This window comes from Aureisphaera galaxeae (assembly GCF_028561275.1).
GTDB lineage: Bacteria > Bacteroidota > Bacteroidia > Flavobacteriales > Flavobacteriaceae > Aureisphaera > Aureisphaera galaxeae.
Genome location: NZ_JAQQTF010000002.1, coordinates 546,571 through 573,080, shown reverse-complemented (window position 1 = coordinate 573,080; position 26,510 = coordinate 546,571). Strand labels below are relative to the sequence as shown.

Annotated in this window: 22 protein-coding genes; 6 read left to right on the top strand and 16 right to left on the bottom strand. The window is 43.3% G+C overall.

Annotation, left to right across the window (positions count from 1 at the left end; translation table 11 throughout):
* The first annotated feature begins 2 nt into the window (after window positions 1–2).
* The 5 genes from POV27_RS02400 to POV27_RS02380 are packed head-to-tail and all read left to right on the top strand — an operon-like array spanning window position 3 to window position 9,959.
* Entirely contained in the window at window positions 3–2,024 is a 2,022-nt protein-coding gene (locus POV27_RS02400; protein ID WP_272861138.1) for an MGH1-like glycoside hydrolase domain-containing protein, read from the top strand.
* The gene (locus tag POV27_RS02395) at window positions 2,021–5,047 is read left to right on the top strand and encodes an aminotransferase class III-fold pyridoxal phosphate-dependent enzyme (RefSeq protein ID WP_272861137.1); all 3,027 of its coding nucleotides are present in this window, start codon (window positions 2,021–2,023) and stop codon (window positions 5,045–5,047) included. Before POV27_RS02400 ends, POV27_RS02395 begins: the two co-directional genes overlap by 4 nt.
* Window positions 5,044–8,187 (top strand): beta-galactosidase, LacZ type, encoded by a 3,144-nt coding sequence (gene lacZ / locus POV27_RS02390; RefSeq protein ID WP_272861136.1) that lies wholly within the window; start codon window positions 5,044–5,046, stop codon window positions 8,185–8,187. Before POV27_RS02395 ends, lacZ begins: the two co-directional genes overlap by 4 nt.
* A complete protein-coding gene (locus tag POV27_RS02385; protein WP_272861135.1) occupies window positions 8,184–8,615 on the top strand; it encodes a YybH family protein in 432 nt (143 codons plus the stop codon). Before lacZ ends, POV27_RS02385 begins: the two co-directional genes overlap by 4 nt.
* Before the next feature lie 33 nt (window positions 8,616–8,648).
* On the top strand, window positions 8,649–9,959 hold the full coding sequence (locus tag POV27_RS02380) for a S28 family serine protease (protein ID WP_272861134.1): 1,311 nt from the start codon (window positions 8,649–8,651) through the stop codon (window positions 9,957–9,959).
* A gap of 1 nt (window position 9,960) precedes the next feature.
* On the opposite strand, the gene POV27_RS02375 is transcribed toward POV27_RS02380, so the two are convergent.
* The 7 genes from POV27_RS02375 to POV27_RS02345 all read right to left on the bottom strand — a co-directional run bounded on the left by POV27_RS02375 (window position 9,961) and on the right by POV27_RS02345 (window position 18,033).
* Complete coding sequence (locus POV27_RS02375; protein WP_272861133.1) at window positions 9,961–11,259, bottom strand: aminopeptidase P family protein; 1,299 nt, start codon at window positions 11,257–11,259, stop codon at window positions 9,961–9,963.
* Window position 11,260: 1 nt separating this feature from the next.
* The gene (locus POV27_RS02370) at window positions 11,261–12,505 is read right to left on the bottom strand and encodes an NAD(P)/FAD-dependent oxidoreductase (RefSeq protein WP_272861132.1); all 1,245 of its coding nucleotides are present in this window, start codon (window positions 12,503–12,505) and stop codon (window positions 11,261–11,263) included.
* A 100-nt stretch (window positions 12,506–12,605) separates the two neighbouring features.
* Window positions 12,606–13,616, bottom strand: a complete 1,011-nt coding sequence (locus POV27_RS02365) for a 4-hydroxyproline epimerase (RefSeq protein ID WP_272861131.1) — start codon at window positions 13,614–13,616, stop codon at window positions 12,606–12,608.
* Window positions 13,606–15,327 carry a DUF885 domain-containing protein gene (locus tag POV27_RS02360; protein ID WP_272861130.1) on the bottom strand — a complete coding sequence of 574 codons (1,722 nt, stop codon included), beginning with the start codon at window positions 15,325–15,327 and terminating at the stop codon, window positions 13,606–13,608. Before POV27_RS02360 ends, POV27_RS02365 begins: the two co-directional genes overlap by 11 nt.
* 5 nt (window positions 15,328–15,332) lie before the next feature.
* A complete protein-coding gene (locus POV27_RS02355; protein WP_272861129.1) occupies window positions 15,333–16,853 on the bottom strand; it encodes an aldehyde dehydrogenase (NADP(+)) in 1,521 nt (506 codons plus the stop codon).
* Window positions 16,850–17,119, bottom strand: a complete 270-nt coding sequence (locus POV27_RS02350; protein WP_272861128.1) for a DUF1272 domain-containing protein — start codon at window positions 17,117–17,119, stop codon at window positions 16,850–16,852. The genes POV27_RS02355 and POV27_RS02350 overlap by 4 nt, the downstream gene beginning before the upstream one ends.
* The gene (locus tag POV27_RS02345; protein ID WP_272861127.1) at window positions 17,119–18,033 is read right to left on the bottom strand and encodes a dihydrodipicolinate synthase family protein; all 915 of its coding nucleotides are present in this window, start codon (window positions 18,031–18,033) and stop codon (window positions 17,119–17,121) included. Before POV27_RS02345 ends, POV27_RS02350 begins: the two co-directional genes overlap by 1 nt.
* Before the next feature lie 129 nt (window positions 18,034–18,162).
* On the opposite strand from POV27_RS02345, the gene POV27_RS02340 reads away from it, so the two are divergent.
* Window positions 18,163–19,020 (top strand): AraC family transcriptional regulator, encoded by an 858-nt coding sequence (locus tag POV27_RS02340; RefSeq protein WP_272861126.1) that lies wholly within the window; start codon window positions 18,163–18,165, stop codon window positions 19,018–19,020.
* Here POV27_RS02340 and POV27_RS02335 read toward each other — a convergent pair.
* The 9 genes from POV27_RS02335 to ruvC all read right to left on the bottom strand — a co-directional run bounded on the left by POV27_RS02335 (window position 19,017) and on the right by ruvC (window position 26,436).
* Window positions 19,017–20,801: a MutS-related protein gene (locus tag POV27_RS02335; RefSeq protein ID WP_272861125.1), complete on the bottom strand. Its 1,785-nt coding sequence runs from the start codon at window positions 20,799–20,801 to the stop codon at window positions 19,017–19,019. The genes POV27_RS02340 and POV27_RS02335 overlap by 4 nt on opposite strands.
* Entirely contained in the window at window positions 20,802–21,161 is a 360-nt protein-coding gene (locus POV27_RS02330) for an MmcQ/YjbR family DNA-binding protein (protein ID WP_272861124.1), read from the bottom strand.
* A 1-nt stretch (window position 21,162) separates the two neighbouring features.
* Window positions 21,163–22,101: a transglutaminase domain-containing protein gene (locus POV27_RS02325; RefSeq protein WP_272861123.1), complete on the bottom strand. Its 939-nt coding sequence runs from the start codon at window positions 22,099–22,101 to the stop codon at window positions 21,163–21,165.
* On the bottom strand, window positions 22,098–22,454 hold the full coding sequence (locus POV27_RS02320) for a DUF4260 domain-containing protein (RefSeq protein WP_272861122.1): 357 nt from the start codon (window positions 22,452–22,454) through the stop codon (window positions 22,098–22,100). The genes POV27_RS02325 and POV27_RS02320 overlap by 4 nt, the downstream gene beginning before the upstream one ends.
* Before the next feature lie 2 nt (window positions 22,455–22,456).
* Window positions 22,457–23,203: a cyclase family protein gene (locus tag POV27_RS02315; RefSeq protein ID WP_272861121.1), complete on the bottom strand. Its 747-nt coding sequence runs from the start codon at window positions 23,201–23,203 to the stop codon at window positions 22,457–22,459.
* Window positions 23,204–23,218: 15 nt separating this feature from the next.
* Window positions 23,219–24,004 carry a class I SAM-dependent methyltransferase gene (locus POV27_RS02310; RefSeq protein ID WP_272861120.1) on the bottom strand — a complete coding sequence of 262 codons (786 nt, stop codon included), beginning with the start codon at window positions 24,002–24,004 and terminating at the stop codon, window positions 23,219–23,221.
* Entirely contained in the window at window positions 24,005–25,135 is a 1,131-nt protein-coding gene (hemW, locus tag POV27_RS02305) for a radical SAM family heme chaperone HemW (RefSeq protein ID WP_272861119.1), read from the bottom strand.
* Window position 25,136: 1 nt separating this feature from the next.
* The gene (locus POV27_RS02300) at window positions 25,137–25,784 is read right to left on the bottom strand and encodes a DUF3667 domain-containing protein (protein ID WP_272861118.1); all 648 of its coding nucleotides are present in this window, start codon (window positions 25,782–25,784) and stop codon (window positions 25,137–25,139) included.
* Between the two features lie 97 nt (window positions 25,785–25,881).
* Window positions 25,882–26,436 carry a crossover junction endodeoxyribonuclease RuvC gene (gene ruvC, locus POV27_RS02295; protein ID WP_272861117.1) on the bottom strand — a complete coding sequence of 185 codons (555 nt, stop codon included), beginning with the start codon at window positions 26,434–26,436 and terminating at the stop codon, window positions 25,882–25,884.
* Window positions 26,437–26,510: the final 74 nt, after the last annotated feature.

The following is a 26,510-nucleotide window of genomic DNA, read 5'->3' as shown; positions in this document are numbered from 1 at the left end:
CCATGAAGCATATTATTTGCATAATTATAGTCTTTGGCATCTTAGTAAGTTGTCAAGAGAAAAGAGAAGATTCCAAAACCCCTTCTTTCGATCATTTACGTTTGAGCAAGAATGTTTTGGACTATAGAATCACGCCCAAGGACTCTATGGACAAAAACGGGCTTATGTTTTCCGACCAAGGTGCTTGGTTCGCCTTTGGACTTCAAGATAGCCTCTCACCTTCAGGTGGATTTTCAGGCCCATTCTTGATGACCCAGCAAAATGGTATCTGGTCCAGTAAATCCCTATTAAAAACCATCCTATCTGGAAGTGGTGGCAAAAACCTTATAGATTGGGAGAAAGACCGACTTAATCAAAAGAGCTTCAGTAGTCATTTAGCAACCAAATATAAAAACGACTCCCTTTCCGTAGATCAAAAATTGGTTTTTCTTTCTGGGCATACGGCTTTGATAGAAACCAAAATCGTAAATAGAACCGAACAAAAACTCCCTCTCTATTTTTCTATACAGAGCGATCTATTTTCCATAGGACTCATTCCAATACCCTTTGAAGATGGCATTCAAATCATCTCTACAAACGGTCCCGCTATTGCTTACATTACCGTGCATGAACAGCATACCAATACGCGTATGCTTGGAGAGACTTCCTTTGCTATTGATGTTCCTGAGGCGGAAATAAAACCATGGGAGCACAAAAAAATTACAATTTCGGTCTCCTTTATCTTTCCTGAATATTCTTGGGAAGAGGAAAAGCAATTGCTTAGTAATATTTCCTTCGATTCGGTATTGAACGCTAGGGAAAAAGAAAAAGACGACCAGCTTTCGAAATTGACTAAGCAGTTACGACCCAATTTTAAAGATTCTATCTACAAACAAGTGCTTGCCAAAGCCCAACTCACCCTTCAGAATAATTGGCGAATCCCCGCTGGGGAAATCAAACACGAAGGACTCTTTCCCAGTTACCACTACAAATGGTTCAATGGGTTTTGGTCCTGGGACTCGTGGAAACACGCTGTTGGACTCTCTCAGTATGACAATCGCCTTGCCAAGGAACAGATTGAACTCATGTTCGATTTTCAAAATGAAAATGGTTTCGTGGCCGATTGTGTGTTTCGAGATACTTTGATCGAGAATCACAATTATAGGGATACCAAGCCTCCACTCGCTGCATGGGCTGTAGCCAAGGTTTTTGAAAATGATCAAGACTTAGAGTTCGTAGGCCGAATGTATCCCAAACTGAAAAATTATCACGAATGGTGGTATCGCGAAAGGGATCACGACCAAGATGGCATCTGCGAATACGGCTCTACCGATGGAAGCCTGATAGCTGCCAAATGGGAAAGCGGTATGGACAATGCCATTCGTTTCGACAACACAGAGATGCTGAAAAATGGGCCACAGGCCTATTCCATGAATCAAGAAAGTGTAGATCTTAATGCCTATTTGTATGCGGAGAAACTATTTCTTGCGAACTTAGCGGAGGCCTTAGATAAATTGGATGATGCCGAGGGACTGAGAAAGGAAGCTGAAGCGTTAAAAGAACGGATTCAACGTCAATTTTACGATGCCGTAGATGGGTGGTTTTACGACACCAACTTAGAAGGAACCGAATTCATAAAAGGAGAAGGAAGTGAAGGTTGGACGGCCCTTTGGGCCAAAGCTGCCACACAAGAACAAGCGGAAGCTGTTAAAGAGAAAATGATGGACACAAGTAAGTTCTTTACCAAGGTTCCTTTTCAGACCATGAGTGCAGATCATGAAAAGTTCAATCCGTTAAAAGGCTATTGGAGAGGCCCCAATTGGTTGGATCAGGCCTATTTTGGAGTAAAAGGACTCAGAAATTACGGCTTTCAGGAAGAAGCGGATAATGCTACAAAGACCATTATAGCAGGTGCTTCCGGTCTTATGGAAAAGGGAGTTCCCATTCGGGAAAATTATCATCCCCTAACGGGTGAAGGCCTTTATGCCAAAAATTTCAGTTGGAGTGCCGCACATCTAATCATGTTACTAACCCAAGAAGAATGAACTACCAAGCCCTAAAAATATCCCCAACACAAGCAGAAGGCATTTTGCTTTCCTTATATGGCCTTTCTGGAAGTGCAAAACCACTGCCTGGCGAAAGGGACTTCAATTTCAGAATACGAACCGAAGAAGGTCCCGGATACATTCTTAAGGTATCCCGACCCGAAGAGGATTTGGAGCTTTTAGATTTTCAGCAGCAATTACTGCTTCATTTGGAAAATCAATCCTCCAATTTAGTAGCTCCAAGAGTAATCAAAGACAAAGAAAATCGAATCATTGCTTCCTACCATGACGACCAAGGTAACCTGCGGTATGTTCGCTTACTAAGCTGGATTGAAGGGAGATTATGGAGTGGTGTTAATCCACATTTGGATTCCCTCCGCCAAGAATTGGGTGCGCTTTGTGGAAAATTAACCACTACCCTTTCTGGTTTCGATCACTCCATGGGTCAACGTGATTTTGAATGGGACGTAGCACAATCGCTTTGGACAAAGGACCATCTTGCGCTTTTCGGTCCTACTGAAAGGGAAATTGTTTCCTTTTTTCAGGAACGGTTCGAAAGTACCTATCCGGACTACGAAAACCTGAGAAAAGGTATTGTACATAACGATGCCAATGATAATAATGTAGTAGTTTCAGAAGACCTGCTGAATCCTCAGGTCATCGCGGCTATCGATTATGGAGACGCCATACACACCCAAACGATTAACGATTTGGCCATCGCCTGTGCCTATGGAATTATGGGTACTAATAATCCGTTGGAAGCTGCCTTGTCTATTGTAAGCGGATATCATTCCGAATTTCCGTTGCAAGAAAAAGAACTGAAGTTCCTATACGATTGTATTGCCATGCGACTTATTATTTCGGTGACCAAATCGGCCATGAATAAGGTGACGGAACCCGATAATGAATATCTTTTAGTGAGTGAAAAACCGGCTTGGGATGTTCTGAAAAAGTGGCATGAAACTCATCCGGATTTTGCCCATCAGACGTTTAGGTCGGCTTGTGGTCTGCATCCACATCCCAATGAACAGGCTTTCAAAGATTGGGCTACTCAACAACAGTTCTCCTTGGCCGATCTTTTTCCAACAATGAACCGAATTGAGGCACACCATTTAGACCTTAGTGTCTCGAGTACTTGGACAGGGCATCAAGAGGAGTTCAACAATCTGGATTATTTTCAGTTCAAAATAGATCAACTGCAGAAGGAAGTCCCCGACCAGATCATCGCCGGAGGTTATTTAGAACCGCGCGCACTTTATACTTCGTCCACCTACGGTCGTATGGGAAATCGTGGCCCAGAAAACAGAACTATTCACCTTGGGATCGATTTTTGGCTGCCGGAAGAAACTGCAATACATGCCCTTTTCGATGGTGAAGTGGTTATTGCCGTAAATGACGAAGGTGATAAAGAATACGGTGGTTTGGTGGTCCTAAAGCATCGTTTTGAGGATCATGAATTCTATACTCTTTACGGACACTTAACCGTTGCCAGTGCCACTTGGCATAATGTGGGTGACACTATTAAAAAAGGAGATCGCATTGCCTATTTAGGGAACTATCCAGAAAACGGGAATTGGGCACCCCATCTGCATTTTCAGGTCATGCTTTCACTGTTCGGATATACGACAGATTTTCCGGGAGTAGCCTATTACAGTGAATTGGATATTTGGAAATCCATTTGCCCAAACCCCAATCTGCTTTTCAAAAGCAAAGCATTGGAAAGTGCTTCCAAAACAACCAATGAAGACCTTATTGATTATAGGAAACAACACCTAGGAAAAAGCCTAAGTCTTCAGTACAAAAAACCCATTAAAATGGTGCGCGGGGCAGGACAGTACCTTATGGATCAGCACGGTCGAAAATACCTGGATACAGTAAACAATGTGGCCCATGTAGGCCATGAACATTTTGAGGTGGTAAAAGCCGGACAGCGACAAATGGCATTGCTCAACACCAATTCCCGCTATCTACATGAAAACATCAATGCCCTAGCACAGGAGCTATTGGAAACCTTACCTCCCGAGTTGAGTGTGATGCATTTTGTGAATTCGGGAAGTGAAGCCAACGAATTGGCCATACGAATGGTCAAAGCAGCAACCGGACAAAGGGATATCATCGCTTCAGAAGTGGGGTATCACGGAAACGCCAATATGTGCATTGATATTAGTTCTTATAAATTCGATGGTAAAGGCGGGAAGGGAGCTCCAGAACACACGCATATCATCCCCTTACCGGATACGTTTCGGGGAAAATACAGGGATGAGGATGCTGCAGGTATGTACGCCGAAGAAGTTCAAAAACAAATTGAAACCATAGAAAATAAAGGCCGAAAAGTAGGCGCTTTCATTATAGAACCCATTATTTCCTGTGGGGGTCAGGTAGAATTGCCCGAAGGGTTTTTAGCGAGTGCTTATGATCGTGTACGTGCGGCTGGTGGATTGTGTATTTCGGACGAAGTACAGACCGGATGTGGCCGGATGGGAAGCACTTTTTGGGGATTCCAACTGCATGATGTTGTTCCAGATATTGTCACCATTGGAAAACCCTTGGGAAATGGGCATCCCGTAGCAGCAGTAGCTTGTACCCAAGAAGTGGCAGAGAAATTTGCCAACGGAATGGAATACTTCAACACCTTTGGTGGAAACCCCGTTTCCTGTGCCATTGCCGCTACCGTATTAAGAACCGTAAAACAGGAAAAGCTACAGGAAAATGCGCTGAACGTGGGGAATTACTTAAAAGAAGGGCTGAAAAAACTGGCCGAAGAACATCCCATTATTGGAGATGTTAGGGGTCAAGGATTGTTCTTGGGAATTGAATTGGTCAATGCCCACTTGCATCCCTTGGCAGACCAAACCGATTATTTGGCCAATCGTATGAAGGAACACGGTATCTTGATGAGCACTGACGGACCTGATCATAATGTATTGAAAATAAAGCCCCCTTTAGTTTTCAATTTAGAAAATGCTGAAAGTCTCCTATTTTTTCTGAAAAAGATACTCTCCGAAGATTTCATGCAAGTATGAAGGCAAAACAATTCATATTCGGATGGGCATTGCTAGCGGTTATGGCTTGCAATAATATCGGTTTGGAGCCTGTTGCCAAGCAGACCTATCATTACAATCACGAAATTTTTGAAGAACATAAGCTTTCGCCTCATGCCAGCTTTTTTGCTTTCGAAACTGAAGATCTTAGTGAAAAGGAAGCTTCGAAGCGTTTTATGAACCTCAACGGTCCTTGGAAATTCCATTGGGTGAAAGATCCGAAAGAGCGGCCAACAACCTTTCAACATAGTGATTACGATGATTCCGAATGGGATGAAATTCCAGTTCCTGCCAATTGGGAAGTAGCAGGTTTTGGGAGACCCATCTATCTGGACGAGCGATATCCATTTAACACCCAATGGCCGGACGCCCCAACCGATTACAATCCGGCGGGTACATACCGAAAAACCATCACCCTCTCCGAATCTTTTTTGCAAGAAGATATCATTCTTCACTTTGCCGGTGCAAAATCGGCCATGTACCTTTACATTAACGGGAGATATATTGGTTATTCCCAAGGCAGTAAAACCCCGGCCGAATTCAACATTACCGAATATTTGACTCCTGGAGAAAACCTTATTGCCCTGCAAATGTTCCGTTGGAGCGACTCCAGCTATTTAGAAAGTCAGGACATGCTGCGAATGAGTGGTATAGAACGGGACGTGTATCTCTATACCCGACCCAAAGTCCATATTTTAGACTTCTATTTAAAAGCCTCTTTAGATGACTCCTACACCACTGGCGTTTTTCAAGGAAGCGTGTATCTAAAAAATGATGATTCTAAGGAAGTGTCCCGTACGATTTCCATCGAAATCTGGGATAGAAACAAGTCACTTTTTCAAACCACCCAAGTCGCACAAATACCGCCAAATTCCATCTATGAACTACGTTCTAATGCCCTTTTGGATACCGTAAAGCACTGGTCTGCCGAAATTCCCAATCTTTATACCGTGCGGATAGCTATGGAAGACTCCGAAAACACACAAAACAATCAGTACGTTACCCAACATATCGGTTTTAAAAGGGTAGAAATAAAAGAGGGGCAAGTACTGATTAATGGTAAAGCGGTCTATTTTAAAGGAGTGGACAGGCATGAAACCGATCCTTTTACAGGCCATGTGGTGTCCAAAGAATCCATGGAACGGGACATTCGCCTCATGAAACAGAACAACATCAATGCCGTTCGATCTGCACATTATCCCAATGATCCTTATTGGTTGAATTTATGCGATAAGTATGGCCTCTACGTAGTAGATGAAGCCAATATAGAAAGTCATCCGTTGGCCATTTCGGAAGAGACGCAAATTGGGAACGAATTATCTTGGTATCCAGCACACTTAGCCCGCACACAACGTATGTTCTTCAGGGACCGAAATCATCCTTCTATCTATTCTTGGTCCTTGGGGAATGAAGCGGGCGAAGGTGAAATCTTCAGAAGGACCTATCAATGGCTCAAGGAGCAGGATCCTTCCCGGATTGTGCAATACGAACCTGCCGGGAAAGAAGATTATACAGATCTATACTGTCCCATGTATCCGAAACCTCAATATTTAATAGATCATGCGCAAAGCAATTCAGATAAACCCTCGATCATGATCGAATACTGTCATGCCATGGGGAATTCGGTTGGGAATCTTCAGGATTATTGGGATATCATTGAAAAATATCCTAACCTTCAGGGAGGATATATTTGGGATTGGGTAGATCAAAGTTTGGAATACAAAGACGAAAATGGCAAACCTTATTTGGCCTATGGTCACGATTACCATCCCAATTTACCGACCGACGGTAATTTTCTAAACAACGGTCTGGTAGATCCGTACCGAAATCCGCATCCCCATTTATCGGAAGTAAAGAAAGTATATGAACCCGTTCAATTCGATTATTTGGGCTATGGCGTGGTCGAAGTAGAGAACAAAAACTTCTTTAAGGATTTTTCGGATTGTGTGATTGCCTATGCGTTATTAAAAGATGGAAGTCTCGTAACATCCAAATACGACATTTCCATTGACGTTGGCCCACAAGAAAAGAACACCTTCAGAATTCCTACATTGGAAACCTATCTCACGGATGATTCGGAATATATTTTGGAGGTAAGACTTCTTCAAAAAGAGGATTCAAGTATGATTCCGAAAGGTCATGAATTGGGATGGGATCAGTTTATTATTCAATCTAAAGCGTTTCCTTCAGAAAATGCGATTACCAATGATCTAACAATTCAGCAAAATGAAAATGACTTTGTCCTTTCTATCGGTCTTGCGGAATTGAAAATAGATTCCAAAACCGGTGAGATTTCATCTTGGATGCTAGAAGGAAAAGAAATCACTAATGAACCTCTTCGACCTAACTTTTGGCGGCCTCCCACGGACAATGATCTGGGTAATGGCATGGACACATGGGCGCAGGTTTGGCAAAACGCTACCTATAATTACACCGCTACCCTCAAACAATTACCTAGGGAAAGGCCTGAAGGAATTCATTTTGAGGTGACCTATACCCTTCCCGAAATGATTGCTGAAACCTCTGTAGCATATACCCTTATTTCTGACGGTAGCTTGTCCGTTCAATATAATTTTAAACCCTTGAAAGACGACCTTCCCAATATTCCTAGATTGGGGATGTACCTTACACTTTCCGATACTATGGAAAGTTTAAAATGGTACGGCAAAGGACCCGATGAAAGTTATTGGGACCGCAAGACGGGGCAGAAAATAGGAGTCCATTCGCATAGCATAGTGGATGGTTTCCATCGCTATTCGCGTCCTCAGGAAACAGGGAATAAAACGGATGTACGTTGGGCGGAAGTGAGTTCAAATTCCTATACCCTTAAAGCTACTGCCAACACCTTGTTCAACACCAGTGCTTGGCCTTTTTCCATGACCGAATTAGACTTTACCAGTGATGAAGGGGCGCAATCTGCCTCTGGCTTAGTTCCCGTAACCAAGAAGCACGGGGCCGATATTAAGATAAGTGATGTGGTGCAATGGAATATTGATTATCTTCAGATGGGCGTTGGAGGTGATACTTCTTGGGGACGGTTGGTCCATGAAGAGTATACCATTCCCGCTGACAAAACATATACCTATTCATTTACTATTCAACCCAAAATACACTCAAAATGAAAAAGCTATTTTTTCTATGCTGCATAGTGCTTTTTACTTCATGTTCGGCACAAACCACTGAAGCTGAAGACAAAAAAGCCATTCTAGCCGTGATGAAAACCCAAGAAAAGGCATGGTCGCAAAATGACTTGGAAGGTTTTATGCAAGGATACTGGAAAAGCGATTCCCTTAAGTTCTACGGCAGTCGCGGACTCACCAAAGGATGGGATCAGACGCTTGCGAATTACAAAAAAGGATATCCTACCAAAGAACACAGCGGTACCTTAAGCTTTATCATAGACGATATCTCCAAAATTGAAGAAAATAGTTATTGGGTGATGGGGCAATATCACCTAAAACGAAGTGTGGGCGATGCCAATGGTAATTTCCTGATCATTTTCAAAAAGATTGATGGCGAATGGAAAATTGTGGCCGATATGTCTTCATAAACTACAATTAAAACCTCATTAAACTAGATCAACATGTCAAGACTTAAATACATTCTACCAGCCTTACTCTTTCTGTTGGTAGTAGGTTGTGGAACTACGCAGAAAGTAGATACTCTCATTACCCCTAAATCCACTTTCGAAAAGATTGCTTCCATAGATAATGTGGTCCGCATCGAAAAACGCGAAGCTATTAGCCATTTCGACGAGAACTATGAAATCTGGTTTAAGCAACCCGTAGATCATAATGATGCCAGTAAAGGCACCTTTCTTCAAAAAGTATATTTGGGGTTTGAAAATGAGAGTCTACCAGTTTTTGTGGAATTGCAGGGATATGGCATTTTTAGTGAAAAGGCAGGGGAACTGGCCAATCATTATCGGGGAAACCAGCTCACGGTAGAGCACAGATATTTCAATTATTCGAGACCTAAGGAAATAGATTGGAATACCCTTACGGTAGAAAATGCCGCGAAGGACCAAGCCATCATCATAAATGCCATTAGAAAGGCAATTTACCCAAATGCCAAGTTTATTACCACGGGAATCTCCAAAGGTTGCCAAACCACCATGGCACATCGTAGGTACTTTCCCAACAATGTAGATGCTTCCGTTTGTTATGTAGGTCCACTGAATTATCAAAGAGAAGATCCACGTGTATATTCCTTCTTGGCTAATGTGGGAACCGCCGAAGAAAGAACCCAAATCAAGGCATTTCAGGAACTGTGTTTTCAGAACCGAGGAGCACTATTGCAAATACTAAAGGACACAGCTAAGGAAAGAGGAATGTCGTGGGAATTTGGGGAAGAAAATGCACTCGATTATAGTATTCTTGAATATTCCTTCGCCTTTTGGCAATGGGGTGCCAAGACTTCTAGCATACCAAGCAGTAATGCGACTCCGGCTGAGATCTACAAACACCTCATCGATGTAGTAGGCTACGGCTTCTTCGAATCGAAATCGGTAGAGAGTCTACAGCCTTATTTCTGGGCAGCCCTTACCGAACAAGGCATCTACGGCTATGAAACGGCACCTTTCAAAGAATACATGGGTACCGAGGAAGTGCTGAAATTCGACTGGGCTTTTCCCGATGGAATCACCAAGGAATACAACCTAAAGCCCATGCAGGAAATCAAATCGTTTTTGGACACTTCGGCAGAGAAAATGCTATTTATCTATGGTGAATACGATGCATGGAGCGCCACTGCGGTAGACTTAGTGAATGGTGCGGAAAAACGGGAACTCTACAAATTCGTAAAGGAAAAAGGAGACCATACTACTCGGATAAAAACCTTTTCCGAAGAAGACCGAGTGAGAATCTATAGCATTATAGATAGTTGGTTGAAATAGCCTACGTATTTTGGCGCATTATAGCTTCGATCTCATCGATCTCTATGGGCATGGCTGCCGATAAGTTGATGTTAGCGTCGGCAGTAATGAGGTAGTCATTTTCTAACCGACAACCAATCCCTTCTTCGGGAATGTAAATGCCAGGTTCGCAGGTAAGGACCATCCCAGCTTCGAAGGGGCGATTGTACAATCCCACGTCGTGTACATCCAACCCAATGTAATGAGCCGTGCCGTGCATGAAGTATTTCTTGTATAGAGGAGTATCGGGATCTTGGGTCTTCACCTCAGATTCAGAAAGCAATCCCAATTGAATCAATTGTGCTTCTACCAATTGGGCCATCTCCTTCTCATAATCCTCAGGAAGGGTTCCCACTTGCAACAACTTGCTTCCTTCTTGTAAACAGTGAAGTACTGCAGCATATACTTCCTTTTGGCGCGGTGAAAAGGTTCCGCTTACGGGAAAACATCTCGTGGTATCGCTATTGTAATTGGCATAGCACACGCCGAAATCCATCAGGATCATGTCTCCATCTTGGCAAATGGCGCTATTCTCATTGTAGTGCAATACGCAGGCATTCTTTCCGGAAGCAACTATGGGCTTAAAAGCATGTCTGGTAGCACCGGATTTTACCAAGTTATAGGTAAGCTCCGCTTCCAATTCATATTCCTTTATGCCAGGTTTGCAGTTCTTCAACACACGATCGAAAGAAGCAACACTGATATCGACCGCCTTTTGAATGAGGTCAATTTCCACTTGTGATTTCACCGGGCGCAATTCCCGCGTTATTTTGGCGGCCCTATGATACTCATGCAAGGGATACTTCTGCTTGCACCAAGCAATCATCCGATCCTGCTTCGTTTGCTGATCTTTGGTCACACGTTTTTTGTGTTCATTGTGTCCTAGATAGAGCCCATCAGCTTCGAAAGCCATGTATTGCAGCACTTTTTCGAAATCACTTTGCCATTCCACCCTTTTAATTCCGGAAATATCTGTCGCTCCCTCTTTCGTCAATTTCTCTCCGTCCCATTGTTTGGAATGTGCATTACCTTCTTGAATAAAAAGAATGACACGATTTTCGGGTTTGTGCGCATCGGGATACAAAACCAAAGTCGTATTTTCTTGATCGATCCCCGAAAGGTAAAAGAGGTCGTTGTTTTGGGCAAAACCCATTACGTCATCCGTATTGGTATGTTTTACATCGTTAGAGGCAAGAATGGCAATGGTATTATCCTTCATTCTTGCTGTGAAGGCTTCACGATTATTTTGGAACAACGAATTAGGGATTTTCGGGTATCTCATATCAATAACTTCTGTCGGGGTGAAACGCGTCTATGGGCATGGAGAGCTTCTTTTCTGAAATAATTTCAGAAACCAATTTGCCCGTTGCAGGACCTAAACTCCATCCCATCATTGCATGGCCTGTAGCCACCGTTAAGTTATCACATTTTGAGGAACGTCCAATGAAAGGAAGACCATCGGGTGTGCATGGACGAAGTCCGCAAGCTGCATTTTCCTTTTCTTCTTGGGTAATCTCTACTCCCGAGTAGTATTGAGAAGCGGCTTGGGCAATGGCATTTACCCGTACTGGACTAATCTTGTGATTTATACTACCGATCTCCATGGTTCCTGCAAATCGGGTAAAGCCGCTCATAGGCGTTACGGCGACTTTGGCCTCGACCAAAATAGCAGGTGTTTTAATTCCTGTGGTTCGCTCTACATTGATTCTGTATCCTTTACCTGCCTGAATTGGAATTTTCAATCCCAATTTCTTCACGAGCATAGGACTCCAGGCACCTGCGGCTAGAACGACCTCTTCACAAGAAATTTTTTGTTTTGAAGTGATTACTTCAGATATTTTTCCCTCGGAGACTTCAATATCCTTCACTTCTTCTTCCAGGCAAAATTGGACCCCAATTTTTTCCAAATACGCCTTCATATTCCCCATGAATTCTGAAGGTGTCATGTGAGCATCGCAATCGAAGTAGACGGATCCTATGATATCCAAGTCAATATCGGGTTCGTACTTTTGGGTTTGTTCTTTGTTCAACTCAACTACATTCAATCCTGTAGAAATAGCCTTTTTCCCTACCTCCCATTCTTCTTCGAGTGCCTTTTCGGTTTTGCATAGCATTAGCAATCCGTTCCGCTCGTAGTGAAAGTTGAATTCATCGGAAGTCTTCATTTCTTCATAGAGCTCACGACTAAACAAATTGATATCCTTTATAATGGGAATGGCCCTGTTTACCTTCTCCTTCTTAGCCGACTTCTTAAACGCCCAACCCCATTTCAAGAACTCCATATCCATTCGGGGTTTCACGTAAAAGGGGCTTGACGGATTCAGCATCCATTTTAGTCCTTTGGTAATCATCCCAGGAGCAGAAAGTGGAATGATATGGCTCGGTGTAATATATCCGGCATTTACGTACGAGGCACCGCCATTCATTTTGGACTTATCGATCACAATCACCTCATGGCCTTCCTTTCGAAGATAGTAGGCCGAACAAAGTCCTATTATGCCGCCGCCGATGACTATTACTCTTTTCAATGATTTAATGAATTAATGAGTGAATGACTTAATGCTTTGTGTTTTTTTAATGAGATGTTATGTTTAGATGTTGAGTTGTTTAACCGTTTAATCGACTTCCTTAAATTACTTGAAATCCATAGGCATACGGATCATCATCCGGATCGATGGTAATACTATTATAACCATACACCTTGGCCCAGCCCTTTATGGATGGGATGATGGCTTTCTTACCTCCGATTTCAGTTTCTGCTTCTATACATCCTTCAAAGGTAGAACCTATAAAACTTTCATGGATAAAAGGCTCTCCCATTTTCAGTTTTCCCTTGGCATGTAATTGTGCCATACGTGCCGAAGTTCCCGTGCCACATGGAGAGCGGTCGATGGCCTTATCGCCATAAAAAACGGCATTTCTAGCTGTAGAAGTCTCGTGAATAGGGGTTCCCGTCCATTCCATATGACTCACATCCCGAATGGTTTCGTCTTCTGGATGGATGAAGTAATCGGGATACTTTTCATTGATCCGTTTTCGTACCACTTGAGAGAATTGAATGAGTTTACTGGCTGTATAATCCTGAATCCCACTGAAATTTTCTTGGGGATCTACAATGGCATAGAAGTTTCCGCCATAGGCAACATCGAAAGTGATTTCGCCCAATTCCGGGCATTCTACCGTGAGGCCTTCGGCCGCCAAATAGGACGCTACATTTTTTAATTTTACCCAAGCCACCTTTCCGTTGTTCTCCTCATATTCAATTTGGACCAAACCAGCTGGGGTTTCCATTCGGATCTTTCCCGGGGTTTTGGGCTGTATCAAATCTTCTTCTATGGCAATGGTGATCGCTCCAATCGTTCCGTGCCCACACATAGGCAGGCATCCTGAGGTTTCAATAAAGAGTATTCCGAAGTCATTTTCGGGAAATTGGGGCTCGAAAAAGAAACTGCCACTCATCATATCGTGGCCTCGGGGTTCGTACATAAGCCCCTTTCTAATCCAATCGTATTCCTTTAAAAAATGTTGTCGCTTTTCGCTCATGGACTTCCCTTTCAAGGGAGGATGTCCCGTGGTCACCACTCGAACAGGGTTTCCACATGTGTGGCCGTCTATGCAATGAAATATACTACGACCCATTCTTTGTTTTTTCGATATATGCATTAATACGTCGTTCCAAAATGGAGAGTGTCACGGTTCCTTGTTCCAAAATCACCTCGTGAAACTCTCGAATATCGAACTTAGCTCCTAATTCCTTTTCTGCCTTTTTTCGGAGTTCCCGTATTTTAAGTTCCCCAATCTTATAGGATAAGGCTTGTCCCGGCCAAGAAATATAACGGTCAGTTTCAGTATTTACCTCATGTAAGGAAAGTGCCGTATTGGAAGCCATAAAATCTACCACTTGCTCCCGAGTCCAGCCTTTGGCATGAATGCCTGTGTCTACAACCAATCGGCAGGCACGCCACATTTCATAGGTGAGTTGCCCGAATCGTTCATAGGGCGTAGTGTACATTCCCATCTCGGCGGCTAGGTATTCGGTGTACAATCCCCATCCTTCTCCGTAAGCCGACAAATAGGTGTTTTTTCTGAATTGAGGGATACTATCGCCCAGTTCGTTATTAAGGCTTCCTTGTAAATGATGTCCAGGGACCGCTTCATGCACGGTTAATGCAGGCAGTGTGTATAAAGGTCGGCTAGGAAGGTCATAGGTATTCACCCAATAATATCCCGGATCGGTGCTGTTTTTACTAGTTCCAATATAGCGTCCTCCGGTATACTTGGGCGCTATGGCATCAGGCACAGGAGCGACCCCATAGGGTTTCCTCGGTAAGGTTTTGAAAAATTTAGGCAATTGGGCATCGGCTCGCTTGGCCATATCCCGGGCGTGCATCAGTAATGCTTCTGGAGTATCTACATAGAACTGAGGATCGGTTCGGAGAAATTTCAGGAAATCGGCAAAGCTGCCTTCAAACTCCAATTCCTCAATAATCTTATGCATTTCCTTTTTAATGCGGGCCACTTCGCCCAAACCTATTTGGTGAATATCATCTGCCGAATACTGGGTACTGGTCGTGTAGTAATTGATTCTATTCTGATAATAGTCGCGCCCGTTTGGTGTTTCGGAAACCCCGATAGTCGTCCTAGTCTTAGGAAGGTACTCTTCTTCGAAGAATTTCTTGATTCTCCTAAATTGAGGCACCACTTTTTCCGAAATAACCTCTTTTGCGGCCGTTAAGACGGAATCCTTTTGTGTCTCGGAAAGGGATTCTGGTAGACTCCTGAAAGGTCCGTAGAAGAAACTGTCTTCGTAATTATCTACAATGTGCGAATCGTAGCTGGATTCGTATCCCTTAAAAATCACACGGGGCTGTGACATTCCCTTTTCCAAACCTTCACGAAGTAAGGGCAGGTAATTATCCACCACTTCCGGAATGGCATTCAGCTTATTCAAATACGAAATAACCTGCTTATAGTTGGCCAAGGGTCGCACCATATAAGGAAAACCTGCATGGAAACCAGAATCGGACAACAAAGGGTTCAAATATCTATCGAATTCGTAATAATGAATTCGATCTTGTAGGAGGAACTTCAGCATTTCCAAAGAGATAGATTCAGTTTCCGAAAGTTCGTTCGCTGCTATGGATTTTAATTCCTCCAATTGGGATTTGGCAAAATCTGCTTCCGCTTTAAAATAGGCACGGGTAAACAAACCCATGGGATGTTTCTTGGTGTCGTATCCTTCGTGTTCTTCAACCGTTTTGATGATGGTGGCCAACTGTTCTGAAGTACTCTGAGCCACTAACTGAGTACCCAAGAAACAGAAAGCCAATATGAATAAGGAACGTATCATACCGTTTATTTTAGGAACGAGGGCAGTAATTCTTCAGGGAAGTCCTGATAGCTAAAAGGTCGTGCCCAGCGCTTGATTGAGTGATTCCCCACTGCTGTAAAGCGACTGTCCGTACTCGCTGGATAAGGCCCCCCATGCGTCATGGCATCGCACACCTCAACACCTGTCGGCACGCCATTAAAGATAATGCGCCCTACACGATCCTGAAGCGTATCGATAACGGGTTCTAATTGCCTGTATTCATCCGGCTCTGCAATGATGGTTCCCGTCAACTGACCTTCCAATCCAGAAATCACCCGCAACAATTCAGATTCATCCTTGCACTGAACTACCAATGAAAAAGGACCAAACACTTCGGTGTGAAGCTTCTTATTTTGAAGAAAAGCCGCTCCCGAAGTTGTTGTAATCTTGGATTGGGCATAATTTTCTGAAACGGGTCCGTCGTGTACCGCTACTACTTCGGTGTTCGCCTGACTGGACACGGCTGCTCCATTTGCCTCGTAGGCTTGGTGAATGTTGGGATGCAACATGCACTGGGCATCGATTTCACTGGTTTTGCTTCCTAAATCTTCTACAAATTGTGAAAGTTCGGGACTTTCAATCCCAAGGATTAATCCGGGATTGGTGCAGAATTGTCCGGTTCCCAAGGTAATGGAACTTGCATAGGTCGACGCGATCTCAGCACTTCTATTTTTTAGAGCGTTGGAAGTGATCACCACAGGATTAATACTTCCCATTTCCGCGAATACAGGTATGGGTTCTTCGCGTTGACCAGCCAAATCGAACAGAGCACGCCCACCTCGGATACTTCCTGTAAATCCAACCGCCTTCACTTTTGGATGTTGTACCAATTTTTGTCCCACCTCAATTCCAGCACTATTTAGGTTTGAGAATACTCCATTGGGCATTCCTGTTTTTTCGGCGGCCTTTGCGATGGCCGAAGCCACCAACTCACCTGTTCCGGCATGCATTGGGTGCGATTTTACTATGACTGGGCATCCTGCTGCCAAAGCACTGGCCGTATCCCCGCCTGCCGTAGAATAGGCCAACGGAAAATTACTCGCTCCAAACACCACGACTGGGCCTAGAGGGATAAGAAACTGACGTAAATCTGGTTTCGGCATGGGTTGTCGGTCTGGAATTGCAGTATCGATTGTAGGTTGTCTCCAATCTTCTGTTTCTATGAGATCGGCAAACATACGGAGTTGTCCTACCGTTCGACCGCGCTCACCTTTTGCTCGGCCCTCGGGTAATCCTGTTTCGTTACAATAGGTTTGCACCAGTGTATCATCCAGCGCCAAAATTTCGTCGGCTATGGCACGTAAAAATGCCGCTCTTTTGGCTCCCGGTAAGTTCTTAAACACCGGAAAGGCCTCGGCTGCCAACGCTACTGCACTTTCGATTTCATGATCGTTGGCCTCAGTAAACAGCGCCGAGTTTTCCGTATTGGTTTTGGGATTAAAGGTGCGATAGGTGGTTTCCCCTTTGGCACTCAATTGAAATCCTATATAGTTCTTTCCTGTCATTCTGTATTTTTTATTCGTTCAAGATGGGCTTCCACATCCACGGGTTTGTATACGACTTTTTCGGACACGGGGTATTTCTCCAAAAGACGTGCTGGTCTAATGGGGCGTTTCTCAAAATTCCCCCCGCAATTAGGGCAAACACCTTTTAAAATGTTTTCTGCGCAATCGGCACAGTAGGTGCATTCGAAGGTGCAAATCCTAGCCTCTTCACTATCATAGGGAAGCGCTTTATTGCAATGCTCGCATGTGGGTCGTATTTCTAACATTATAGATTCTTATAATTGGGTAATTGTGGTCTTGTTTTTAATCCTTCTTCTATCACGGCCAAAACATGCTCGCGTTCTTTTCCAACTAGAGGTAATCTAGGCGCACGAACGGTTTCGGATCCTAGTTCCGTAGCGACTTCGGCCAGTTTAATGTTCTGTACTAATTTAGGGTTAATATCCAACTCCAACAAGGGAAGGAACCAACGGTAAATAGCAACGGCTTCCTGTATCCTACCGGCCTTTTGCAATTCGTAAATGGCTACAGTTTCTCTGGGAAATGCACATACCAGGCCTGCAATCCAACCATCGGCACCCATCAATAGACTTTCTAATGCCAAAGTATCTACCCCGCACATGATTTTAAGGCGATCCCCAAAGGTGTTTTTAATTCGGGTTACGTTAGAGATGTCCCGAGTAGATTCCTTTACGGCTTCGATATTGTCGCACTTCAATAATTCTTCGAACATATCTAAGGTAACTTCAATCTTGTAATCAACAGGATTGTTATATACCATAATAGGTAATGAGGTATTATTGGCTACTGCCTTAAAATACTCCACGGTTTCACGATCTCCAGCCTTATAACGCATAGGCGGCAACATCATAAGTCCAGATGCTCCATCCTCTTCGGCTTTTTGGGCCGCTGCAATGGCTCCTTTCGTGGTTTGTTCGGCAATGTTCATCATAACAGGAACCTTACCGTTCACCCTTTGCACCGTCTCCCGAGTTAGGATGCGTTTTTCGTCATCTTCGAGGGTACTGGCTTCTCCCAAAGTACCTCCCAAAACGATCCCATGGGCACCTGCGTCCACTTGGGCATCTATATTATGAAGGAACAACGGGATATCTAAGGTATCTTCATTGGTGAACTTCGTAGTCACTGCTGGCATAACGCCTTTCCATTCGAATTTCATAAGGATAAAATTTTACTTCAAAAGTATAGGATAATGGCATGTGCTGATAATGATGTATTATTCAATTATGATACTATTTTGCTATAATTCGCATAATATTCATGATATTTGAATAATATTTCAACAAAAATGAAAGTTTTACCATTTACTATTGTGAAGTCTGGCAAGGATACCATCCTTCTACAGGAGGACTTGACAGACACGTTCTACGGGCTGTTACACCAGCATGAAGAATTTCAGATAAGCTACATAAAACAGGGAAAGGGCTCTTTGATTGTTGGGGATACACTCAATCGATTCGAAACTGGTGACGTGGTTGTTTTGGGTGGAAATTTGCCGCACGTTTTTAAGAACAATTCCGAAGGACATGGGCAATGCCATATGCTTTCCGTGTTTTTTACCCCAGATTCCTTTGGTTCCGAGTTTTTCAAGATTGAAGAATTGAAATCGCTCATTTCCTTTTTTCGGAAGGCGGAAAATGGTTTTAAGATCACCCAACCATCGAAAGGGATCATCGATATTTTTGAATCCCTTCAAAAGGCTTCAAAACTGGACCGATTCCTATTGTTCCTTCAACTACTGAAACGTGTGAACGCGGGTAAATATGAAGTCCTGTCCTCTTTCTACACCAGTGACGGCCCCACTAAATACACAGACAACGAAGGACAACGAATGAACGCCGTTTTTCAATACACTATGGAACATTTTAGGGATAAGATCACTTTGGATGCCATTGCAAAGGAAGCGGCCATGACCCCAAATGCGTTCTGTAAGTACTTCAAAAACCGAACCCGTAAAACCTATATGTCCTTCCTGAATGAGATTCGGGTGGAAGAGGCCTGCAAATTGTTGAAGGAACAACCGGAAATGAGCGTGGCCGAAGTAGCCGAACAAAGTGGCTTCCGTAATATTTCAAATTTCAACAGAATCTTTAAGGGACTCATAAGGGAAACCCCTTTTCAATATCGAAGTAAGATTGTGCGTTAGTCGTCCACAATACCCATATTCCTAAGTAAAAAGGAAGCATTCATGTTCTGACAGATGCCCTTTCTCAGCATATAATCGAAAAAGAGCTCGTCATCCTTGATCACAGCATCGAAATAGTAATTCTCCACCTGCTCCAAGGAATCGGCAGCTTCACAAAGACTGAGGTCATGGGTAGCAATGATTCCTGTAGAATGCGATCGCACTAATTTGTCCACGAACTTACGGGATCCTATGGCCTTGTCGGTACTGTTGGTGCCCTTCAGGATTTCATCCAGAATAATAAAATAACGATTGGTTTGTATATGATCTACGATGTATTTAAGTCGTTTTAATTCGCTAAAGAAATACGACTCATCTTTGGTAAGACTATCGGTAGTGCGCATGCTCGTAATTAGCTTTATGGGTGTATAACGCGACGACTCGGCACAAATGGGTAAACCTACATTGGCCATGACAATTTGCAGCGCAACGGTGCGTAAAAAGGTACTCTTTCCAGCCATATTCGCTCCCGTGATGATGTAGAATTGTTCCTTGTCAATTTTGAAGTCATTCGCCACAGCCACCTCTTCACGAATAAGCGGGTGACAGGCTTTTTCGCTGTGCAATACTTCCTTGTCTTCCTCAATCGTGGGAAAGGTATGTTTGGGATGGTTAAAGGCATAGTTCCCCAAACTGTTATGGGCATCGAAAAAGGAAATGACCTCGAACCATTTCCCCACTTCTTCGTGGTGCTCGCGTATCCACTGTTCGATATTACGAGCTACCCAAAGATCCCGCAGTAGGAATCCATTGGCAAAAATCCCTACAATCATATTGCTTCGCTGGTCCAATGCATCCAGTAACTTCGAAAAACGCTTTAAAATGGAAGAGGCTCTTTCGGTGTTGTTGATGATGCTTTCCTTTTTTGTTTTCAGCAATTCCGAAGAAAACTCCTGTCCTTCGATCTTCTCTAAAAGTTGGTAAAACTGCTCGAAAGTGGTTTGAATTTGAGAAGTATCCGAAACCAGTTTATTTATTTTCTTCAGGAACATCCCAATAATACCCAGTCCTAAGAAAAACCAGACGGTTACGATGGTCCCCGATATATTACTCGTAAAGAAAAGTGCTATCAACACTAATGAGATTACAGAAAAGAATACGGATAAGACCTTAAATCGTTTCGGGACGAAGCCTTCGTATTCATCTAACCAACGTACTACCCTCTCGGCCTTCACTTCCACCTTAACCAAGGAAGCCAATGCAGAAAATTGTTGTCGCCATTGTGGAATATCCTTGAGTTCCTTAATGGCTTCCTGTTTCGTTGGAATTTCGGAACATTCATTGGCCGTGAGTATCCCTGCTAACCGTTTGGATCCACTTTCCAAAGCAGTTCTATTCAGGTATTGGTAAAAGGAACCCCGTCCAAACAAATCAATATCCTGACTGTAAAAGTGCTCGGGATTTTTGTATTCATTCCCTTCGGGTTGCGTATGGAAATTTCCCTCCAGAATCGACAATTCCCTTTTATTGATCTCAACAATGGCCTTGCGATAGGCTCGCTTTTTCTTAAGACCGTCATGGCGTCGTATAAGCCAAATAAATGCGATGGCACCCACTAGGAGTGAAATGAGAATTGTTTCGGGTTGCCCCCAATTCACATAACAGAGAAAGACAACCAGCAAGAATACCGAAAACCTCAAGGCACTCGAATACAATACTTTCTTCTTTAAGGCATCTGCGGCCTCCTGATTCTTTTGGTGTTCTGCTTGGTAAAACTCGCGTAGCTCCCGTTTGGACTTCATCTATAAATTTTCTAATTCTGCTTTTACTTTTTTGGGAAGCTTGCTCACAATAAGATCGTAGGAATGATCGATAAGTTCGAATATGAGCGTATGTGGAAGATTGCTTTCTATCATGACCGTATTCCAATGATGCTTGTTCATATGCCATCCCGGAATAATGAGCCCATCATATTCGGCTCTAAGTTCTTCGGACCGTTCGGGATCGCATTTTAGGTTGGCTTGAGCCGGAGTGCGTTCCAATCCGGAAACGGCAAACATCTTGCCCATTACCTTAAAAACCAATGTATGTTCATCGAAAGGAAAGGATTCTGTAACGCCTTTCTTGGCTAGGCAATAGTCCCGGAATTCTTCAATATGCATTTTACTTGATTTTGTAGCCCAAAGCGGGTTTGTCGTTAAAATAAATCAAAAGGTTTTCACTACCCAACTCTATGGGAATGGAAAAATCTAACGTATCCCCTTTAGAGATTTCTGCTTCCTTTACTTCCTTGCCCAAGGTATAGGAATACGAAACACGTTCTACATCATTTACTTGTATGCTAAACGGTATGGTTCCGTCGTCCACTTGAGAGGAAATTACTCCTTCTTTTTGTCTGTTCAATTGCTGCAATGTTACATCGTGGGAGATGATAAATGGCATGTTCGCAAAATCTTGCTTAGAAAATCCCGGATCTATGAACGTATCTTCTCCTTGGTGCGGATAATGGGTGTTTATAAAAAGCTCGGGGGGCGTTTTGTAGTAAAAGTACGAAGGTTCTTTTATAAATTTTTCCCGGTACTTCCCAGCGCCCCAAGTGGGATCGAAAAGATACGGCTTGCCATCTATGTATGCCACATTCCACATATGGGTTTTTCTGAAAGGACGGCCTATATCGTTAAAATGGGTTTTTATATCACCGCGCACCAAATAATTAGAGATTCCCTGCAATTCGCAAAGGCGTTCGAACAGCATAGCATATCCTTCGCATACAGCGATTCCTTCCTGAAGGGTTCTCGCAATCACTTTTTTTCGGGTCTTTTCCTCTTTTTGGTTTCGTTCCCGATAGTTTTTGAAATTAAAATTGAACTTTTTGTATTCGTCGGGTTCGTAGGCCACATTTTGAATGATCCATGTATAAATGGCCCTGACTTTTTCCTCCTCCATCTGAAAGTCCCGACTAATAAAGGATGAAAGTTCTTCTGCCGACTTGAATCGTTTGGGATACAACTCGATCGTTGCATCCACCCCTTCATAGTCTTGGGCTATGGATAAGGGGGCACAAAAAAATACGAGGCATACTATGAGGGCAGCTTTTCTCATTCTTCTCTTCCAATACGGCCTAAGTGGGTGCTGTGAAAGCTATCGGGGTATTTCAAGCCGTAGCCCAAAGCCCGATCAAAGGCGGCATGTGCAAATAAAATGGTTCCTATTAGGGTATACAAATCTCCCAAGTAAAACATTCCCAACAAAATAAAAGCAATGGCAATTCCTTTATGGTGAAACAGGTTGTAAAGTGTAGCTCCTACTTTGGTATTCACCAAATATCCTAGCATTCCTATATCCGGTGCCAAAAACAGCACCAAGAACCACCACCAGGCATAGTCCAGGGTGGAGAAAAGGGCAATGCCCAATCCGAATTGGGCGAGTTCTTCCAATTTGAGGGTTGTTTTCATAACTATTTTATTTGGTACAGCACAGGTTTGCTGGGAGTGGCATCATTTTCGAAAGAGGCAATCTGAAGATTCAGTAAATAAGATCCATCTTCTATCGCTTCGGGCACGTAAATGAATTCAGTAATAGTGGCCTCATGACGTATGGCAGTGGGATAATTCCAAAAGGCTTTGTGAGCCAATAATTGTCCTTCATCTTTTTCCTTGTCCACCGAAGGTAGGTCGATCAATAAATGTTGCATCCCTATTTCACAGAGATACCTTGCCAATGCCTCTTCGAGATACGGCCAATTGCTGTGGGAATACTGTTTCTCTTTTTTTGAAGTAGGATTGGGTAGCGTGCGAATGACCAAGGCTTCTGGCGTCTTTCCATCAAGAAGTTTTTGAACATTTTCTAAAGTGATCACCTCATCGGCTCCCCTTTCTTCTGGAGTTACTGAAATCACCTCTGCCAAAAAGAAAAAATGGGTTAATGCGCGGTTCACGGAATAAAACTCCTCCGTGATATGCCCCACACATTCCGTATGAGTGCCATGGGCATGTGGGTTGAAATAGATGTCGTTAAAATTGACCGAAGCCCCTTCACTTACTTTTCCTACCCAACCTTCCATTTCCACTGGTTTTATGACCGGCGCGTCCACATACCATGCGTTTGGATTTTCGGGAGCCGCTTGTAAGGGAATGGAAATATCCAGCGGATTGGAAAGATCCACTTCGTAAGGGGTATCGTGTATATGAACTATCGTTTTCACTCCTGCAATATAGTATTATTCCTTGTTAGCAATGAGATAAATATAGTCACCTCCGTCATATTCCCATTCTCGAATTACCTCCTCTATTTTCCCGGAATCTATGTCCTTACGAAGTTGTGCGAGTCCCGCGCTCACTTCGGAAGCGTTGGCCAGATCTGAAAAAGTAGAAATCCCCCTTCTAAGGTCTTTATCGAAGTATCGTTCTGGTTGATGTTTCCCAGAATAGAGAAACAAATCCTGAAGGTCTTCCTGCACAGAGTATAATTCAGAAGTAATTCCTGTAAACCCAACTTCGGTTAGGGTTTGGGTAATGGTTTTAATTTTTGGCATTTGCTCGATACCCTTGCGCATTAATTCTGGAAAGTAATGGCATAGCCAATAATGGGACATTTGCACGGGATCTGAGGTAAAGATCACCCATTTGGTTCCCGGTTTCAACACCCTGTACACTTCCTGAAATCCAGGTCTAAGATCGCCCCAATGATGCAGGGTAAGTGTGGCTACGACTCCATCGAAAAAGGCATCGGCAAAAGGTAAGGAATCGGCACTTCCCTGTACCCATTGCACCTCGTTTTCTCCATTTTTGGCCTCATCTAACATTTGACGGGAGGGATCCATTCCTGTAAAAGCAAAACCTCGCTTGTCGAATTCTTTAGTGTAATTCCCAGTACCACATCCTACATCCAAATACCTTCCATCCGGATCTGGGTTCAAATGCGTTAGTAGTCTTGAAAAAAGATAAGGATCTGCTTTGCGTGTAGCATTATATCCCTCTCCTATACGATCGTACTTTGCTTTCATTTATCCTAGTTGTAACATGAATAAATCGCTCGCTATCCCATCGCTTAAGAACTTTCCCTTCTTGGTTACGTGCATGCGGTCTCCTTCTAAAATAAGCAAGTCATCCCTAAGATGGGCCGTTGCCTGCTGCATAAGATAGTCCTTGTAAATGCTTCCGAATTCGTCTTGTACCTCACTCAAACGAATACCATTTTGCGTTCGTAGTCGGGTCATTACATATTCATTGTACTTATCCTTTGTCGTAAGGGATTCCCTTTCTTGCGGAAGGTTGCCTTCCTCAATTTCTTTAATGTACTTTATATTGTTAGCCACATTCCAGGCTCGGACGTTCCCATCGTAGCTATGCGCGGAAGGGCCAATACCCAAATAGGGTTTTCCCATCCAATACGCCATATTGTTCTGTGACTCGAATCCTGGCTTTCCGAAATTGGAAAATTCGTAATTCGCATATCCTCCCTGTTCGGTATGTGCTATCAATTGTGCATGATGGGCCTGTGCCATCTCATCATCGACAGGGTCGACAAGCCCTTTTTCAATAAAGGACTTCAATGCCGTTTTAGGCTCTACCGTTAGGGCATAGCAAGAAAGGTGTGGAATATCCAAATCCATTGCTTTTCGAAGGTTCTTCAACCAACGCTCATCGGTCATCCCGGGAATTCCATAAATGAGATCGATGCTTATATTTTCAAAGAAATCCTTGGCATACGCAATGCATTGAACGGCTTCTTGCACATTATGGGCACGGTTCATCAATTTTAAATCTTCTTCAAAAAACGATTGTACGCCAATACTCAAACGATTAATGAGCCCTCGGGACAATTGCACCACATATTCTTCGGTAAGGTCGTCGGGATTGGCTTCCAAGGTGATTTCTGCAGTTTCCGAAACGGTATAGTGGTCGTAAATGGTTTTAAAAATCTTATTCAACTCCTTGGTCGAAAGCAGAGAGGGTGTTCCACCGCCAAAATATATGGTTTGTACCGTATCCGATAGCTCCTCTTTTCGTAAGATCAACTCTTTGCAAAGGGCATTTACCAGTGCCTCCTTTTTTTTCAGCGAAGTGGAGAAGTGAAAGTCACAGTAATGACAGGCTTGTTTGCAGAAGGGGATATGTAAGTAGATACCTGCCATATTAGGAGAAATAAACGATCAGCAATGCCAACCCAAAGCCCAGAATTACATAAAAAATAGTTCCAAAGACGTATGCACAAAGCGCCTGAAATCCAACCAAAAACTTCTTTTTTTGAAATAAGGAAATCATCGCATAGACAAAATAAAGCAACATAATAACCATGGTAAGGAACTGCATCTTAGAATCTAAAAATTTTAGGAAAAATTGATGTATAGTACCCAAAAAGATATAAATCCCTACCAAGTAGAACGCTATGGCCATGTACTCGGCCCAGCTATACTTCTTATAGAAAAACAGTTTCATGAACAAGGAGAGCGTAAAGACAAACACAAAAAGGATATTGTTAATGTGCTGCACCATGAACTGTCCCGCTTCCCGAAATAAATTGACTCTTGCATTGGGGTCATCGGGAATATCACCCATGGGATCGTAATCCAATAAAGATCGTATCAATAGGTGGGCTACGGTAAGGAGGATGAAAAAGGAAACTGGCTTAAAGTAAGATTTCCTCTTTCCCGCAAGGTATTCCCTAAAAAGCCGCCCAGGATTTACGAACAATAGTTTTAAGGTTCTCCAAAATGGGGCTTCGAACGAAAACAATCCAGAAGCCACATCACTAAAGGTTTCTTTGAACGTAACTTTATGCACAGCAGCTCGCTGACCGCATTGGGAACAATACGCTTGTTCTAAAGGAGTTTCGCAATTCCGACAATATGTTTGGGAAGTCTCCAAATCCTACAATTGATTACTTCTTAATCCGGTCTTCATTTTGTTTTACGAAGGCGGCCCAACCACTGTAACTTTTGCCAACATCTATCCTACCTGCATTGTAAAAGTGGCATACTGCCGCGGCGAGTCCATCGGTACTATCCAGATTCTTGGGAAGCTCCTTTATCCCCAAGACACTCTGCAGCATTTTGGCTACTTGTTCTTTGCTGGCATTTCCATTACCAGTAATAGCCATTTTTATTTTTTTGGGGGAATATTCGGTAATGGGAACTTCCCGGGACAATCCGGCCGCCATAGCCACTCCTTGTGCACGACCCAACTTGAGCATGGATTGTACATTCTTACCGAAAAAGGGCGCTTCGATGGCAATCTCATCGGGATGATAGGTATCGATAAGATGGACGGTACGTTCAAAAATGTGTTTTAGGCGCACGTAATGATCATCGTATTTGGACAATTGCAATTCGTGCAGCTGGAGAAACTCCATCTTCTTCCCAATAACCTTTATGAGTCCAAACCCCATGATGGTCGTTCCGGGATCTATGCCAAGTATGATTTTTTCTGAAGCCACTCCGTCTTAATTTTCGTGCGTTTCACTACTTTAGCTACCCATGGCAGCCCTCTCCAACAAAGCTAAGCATTATG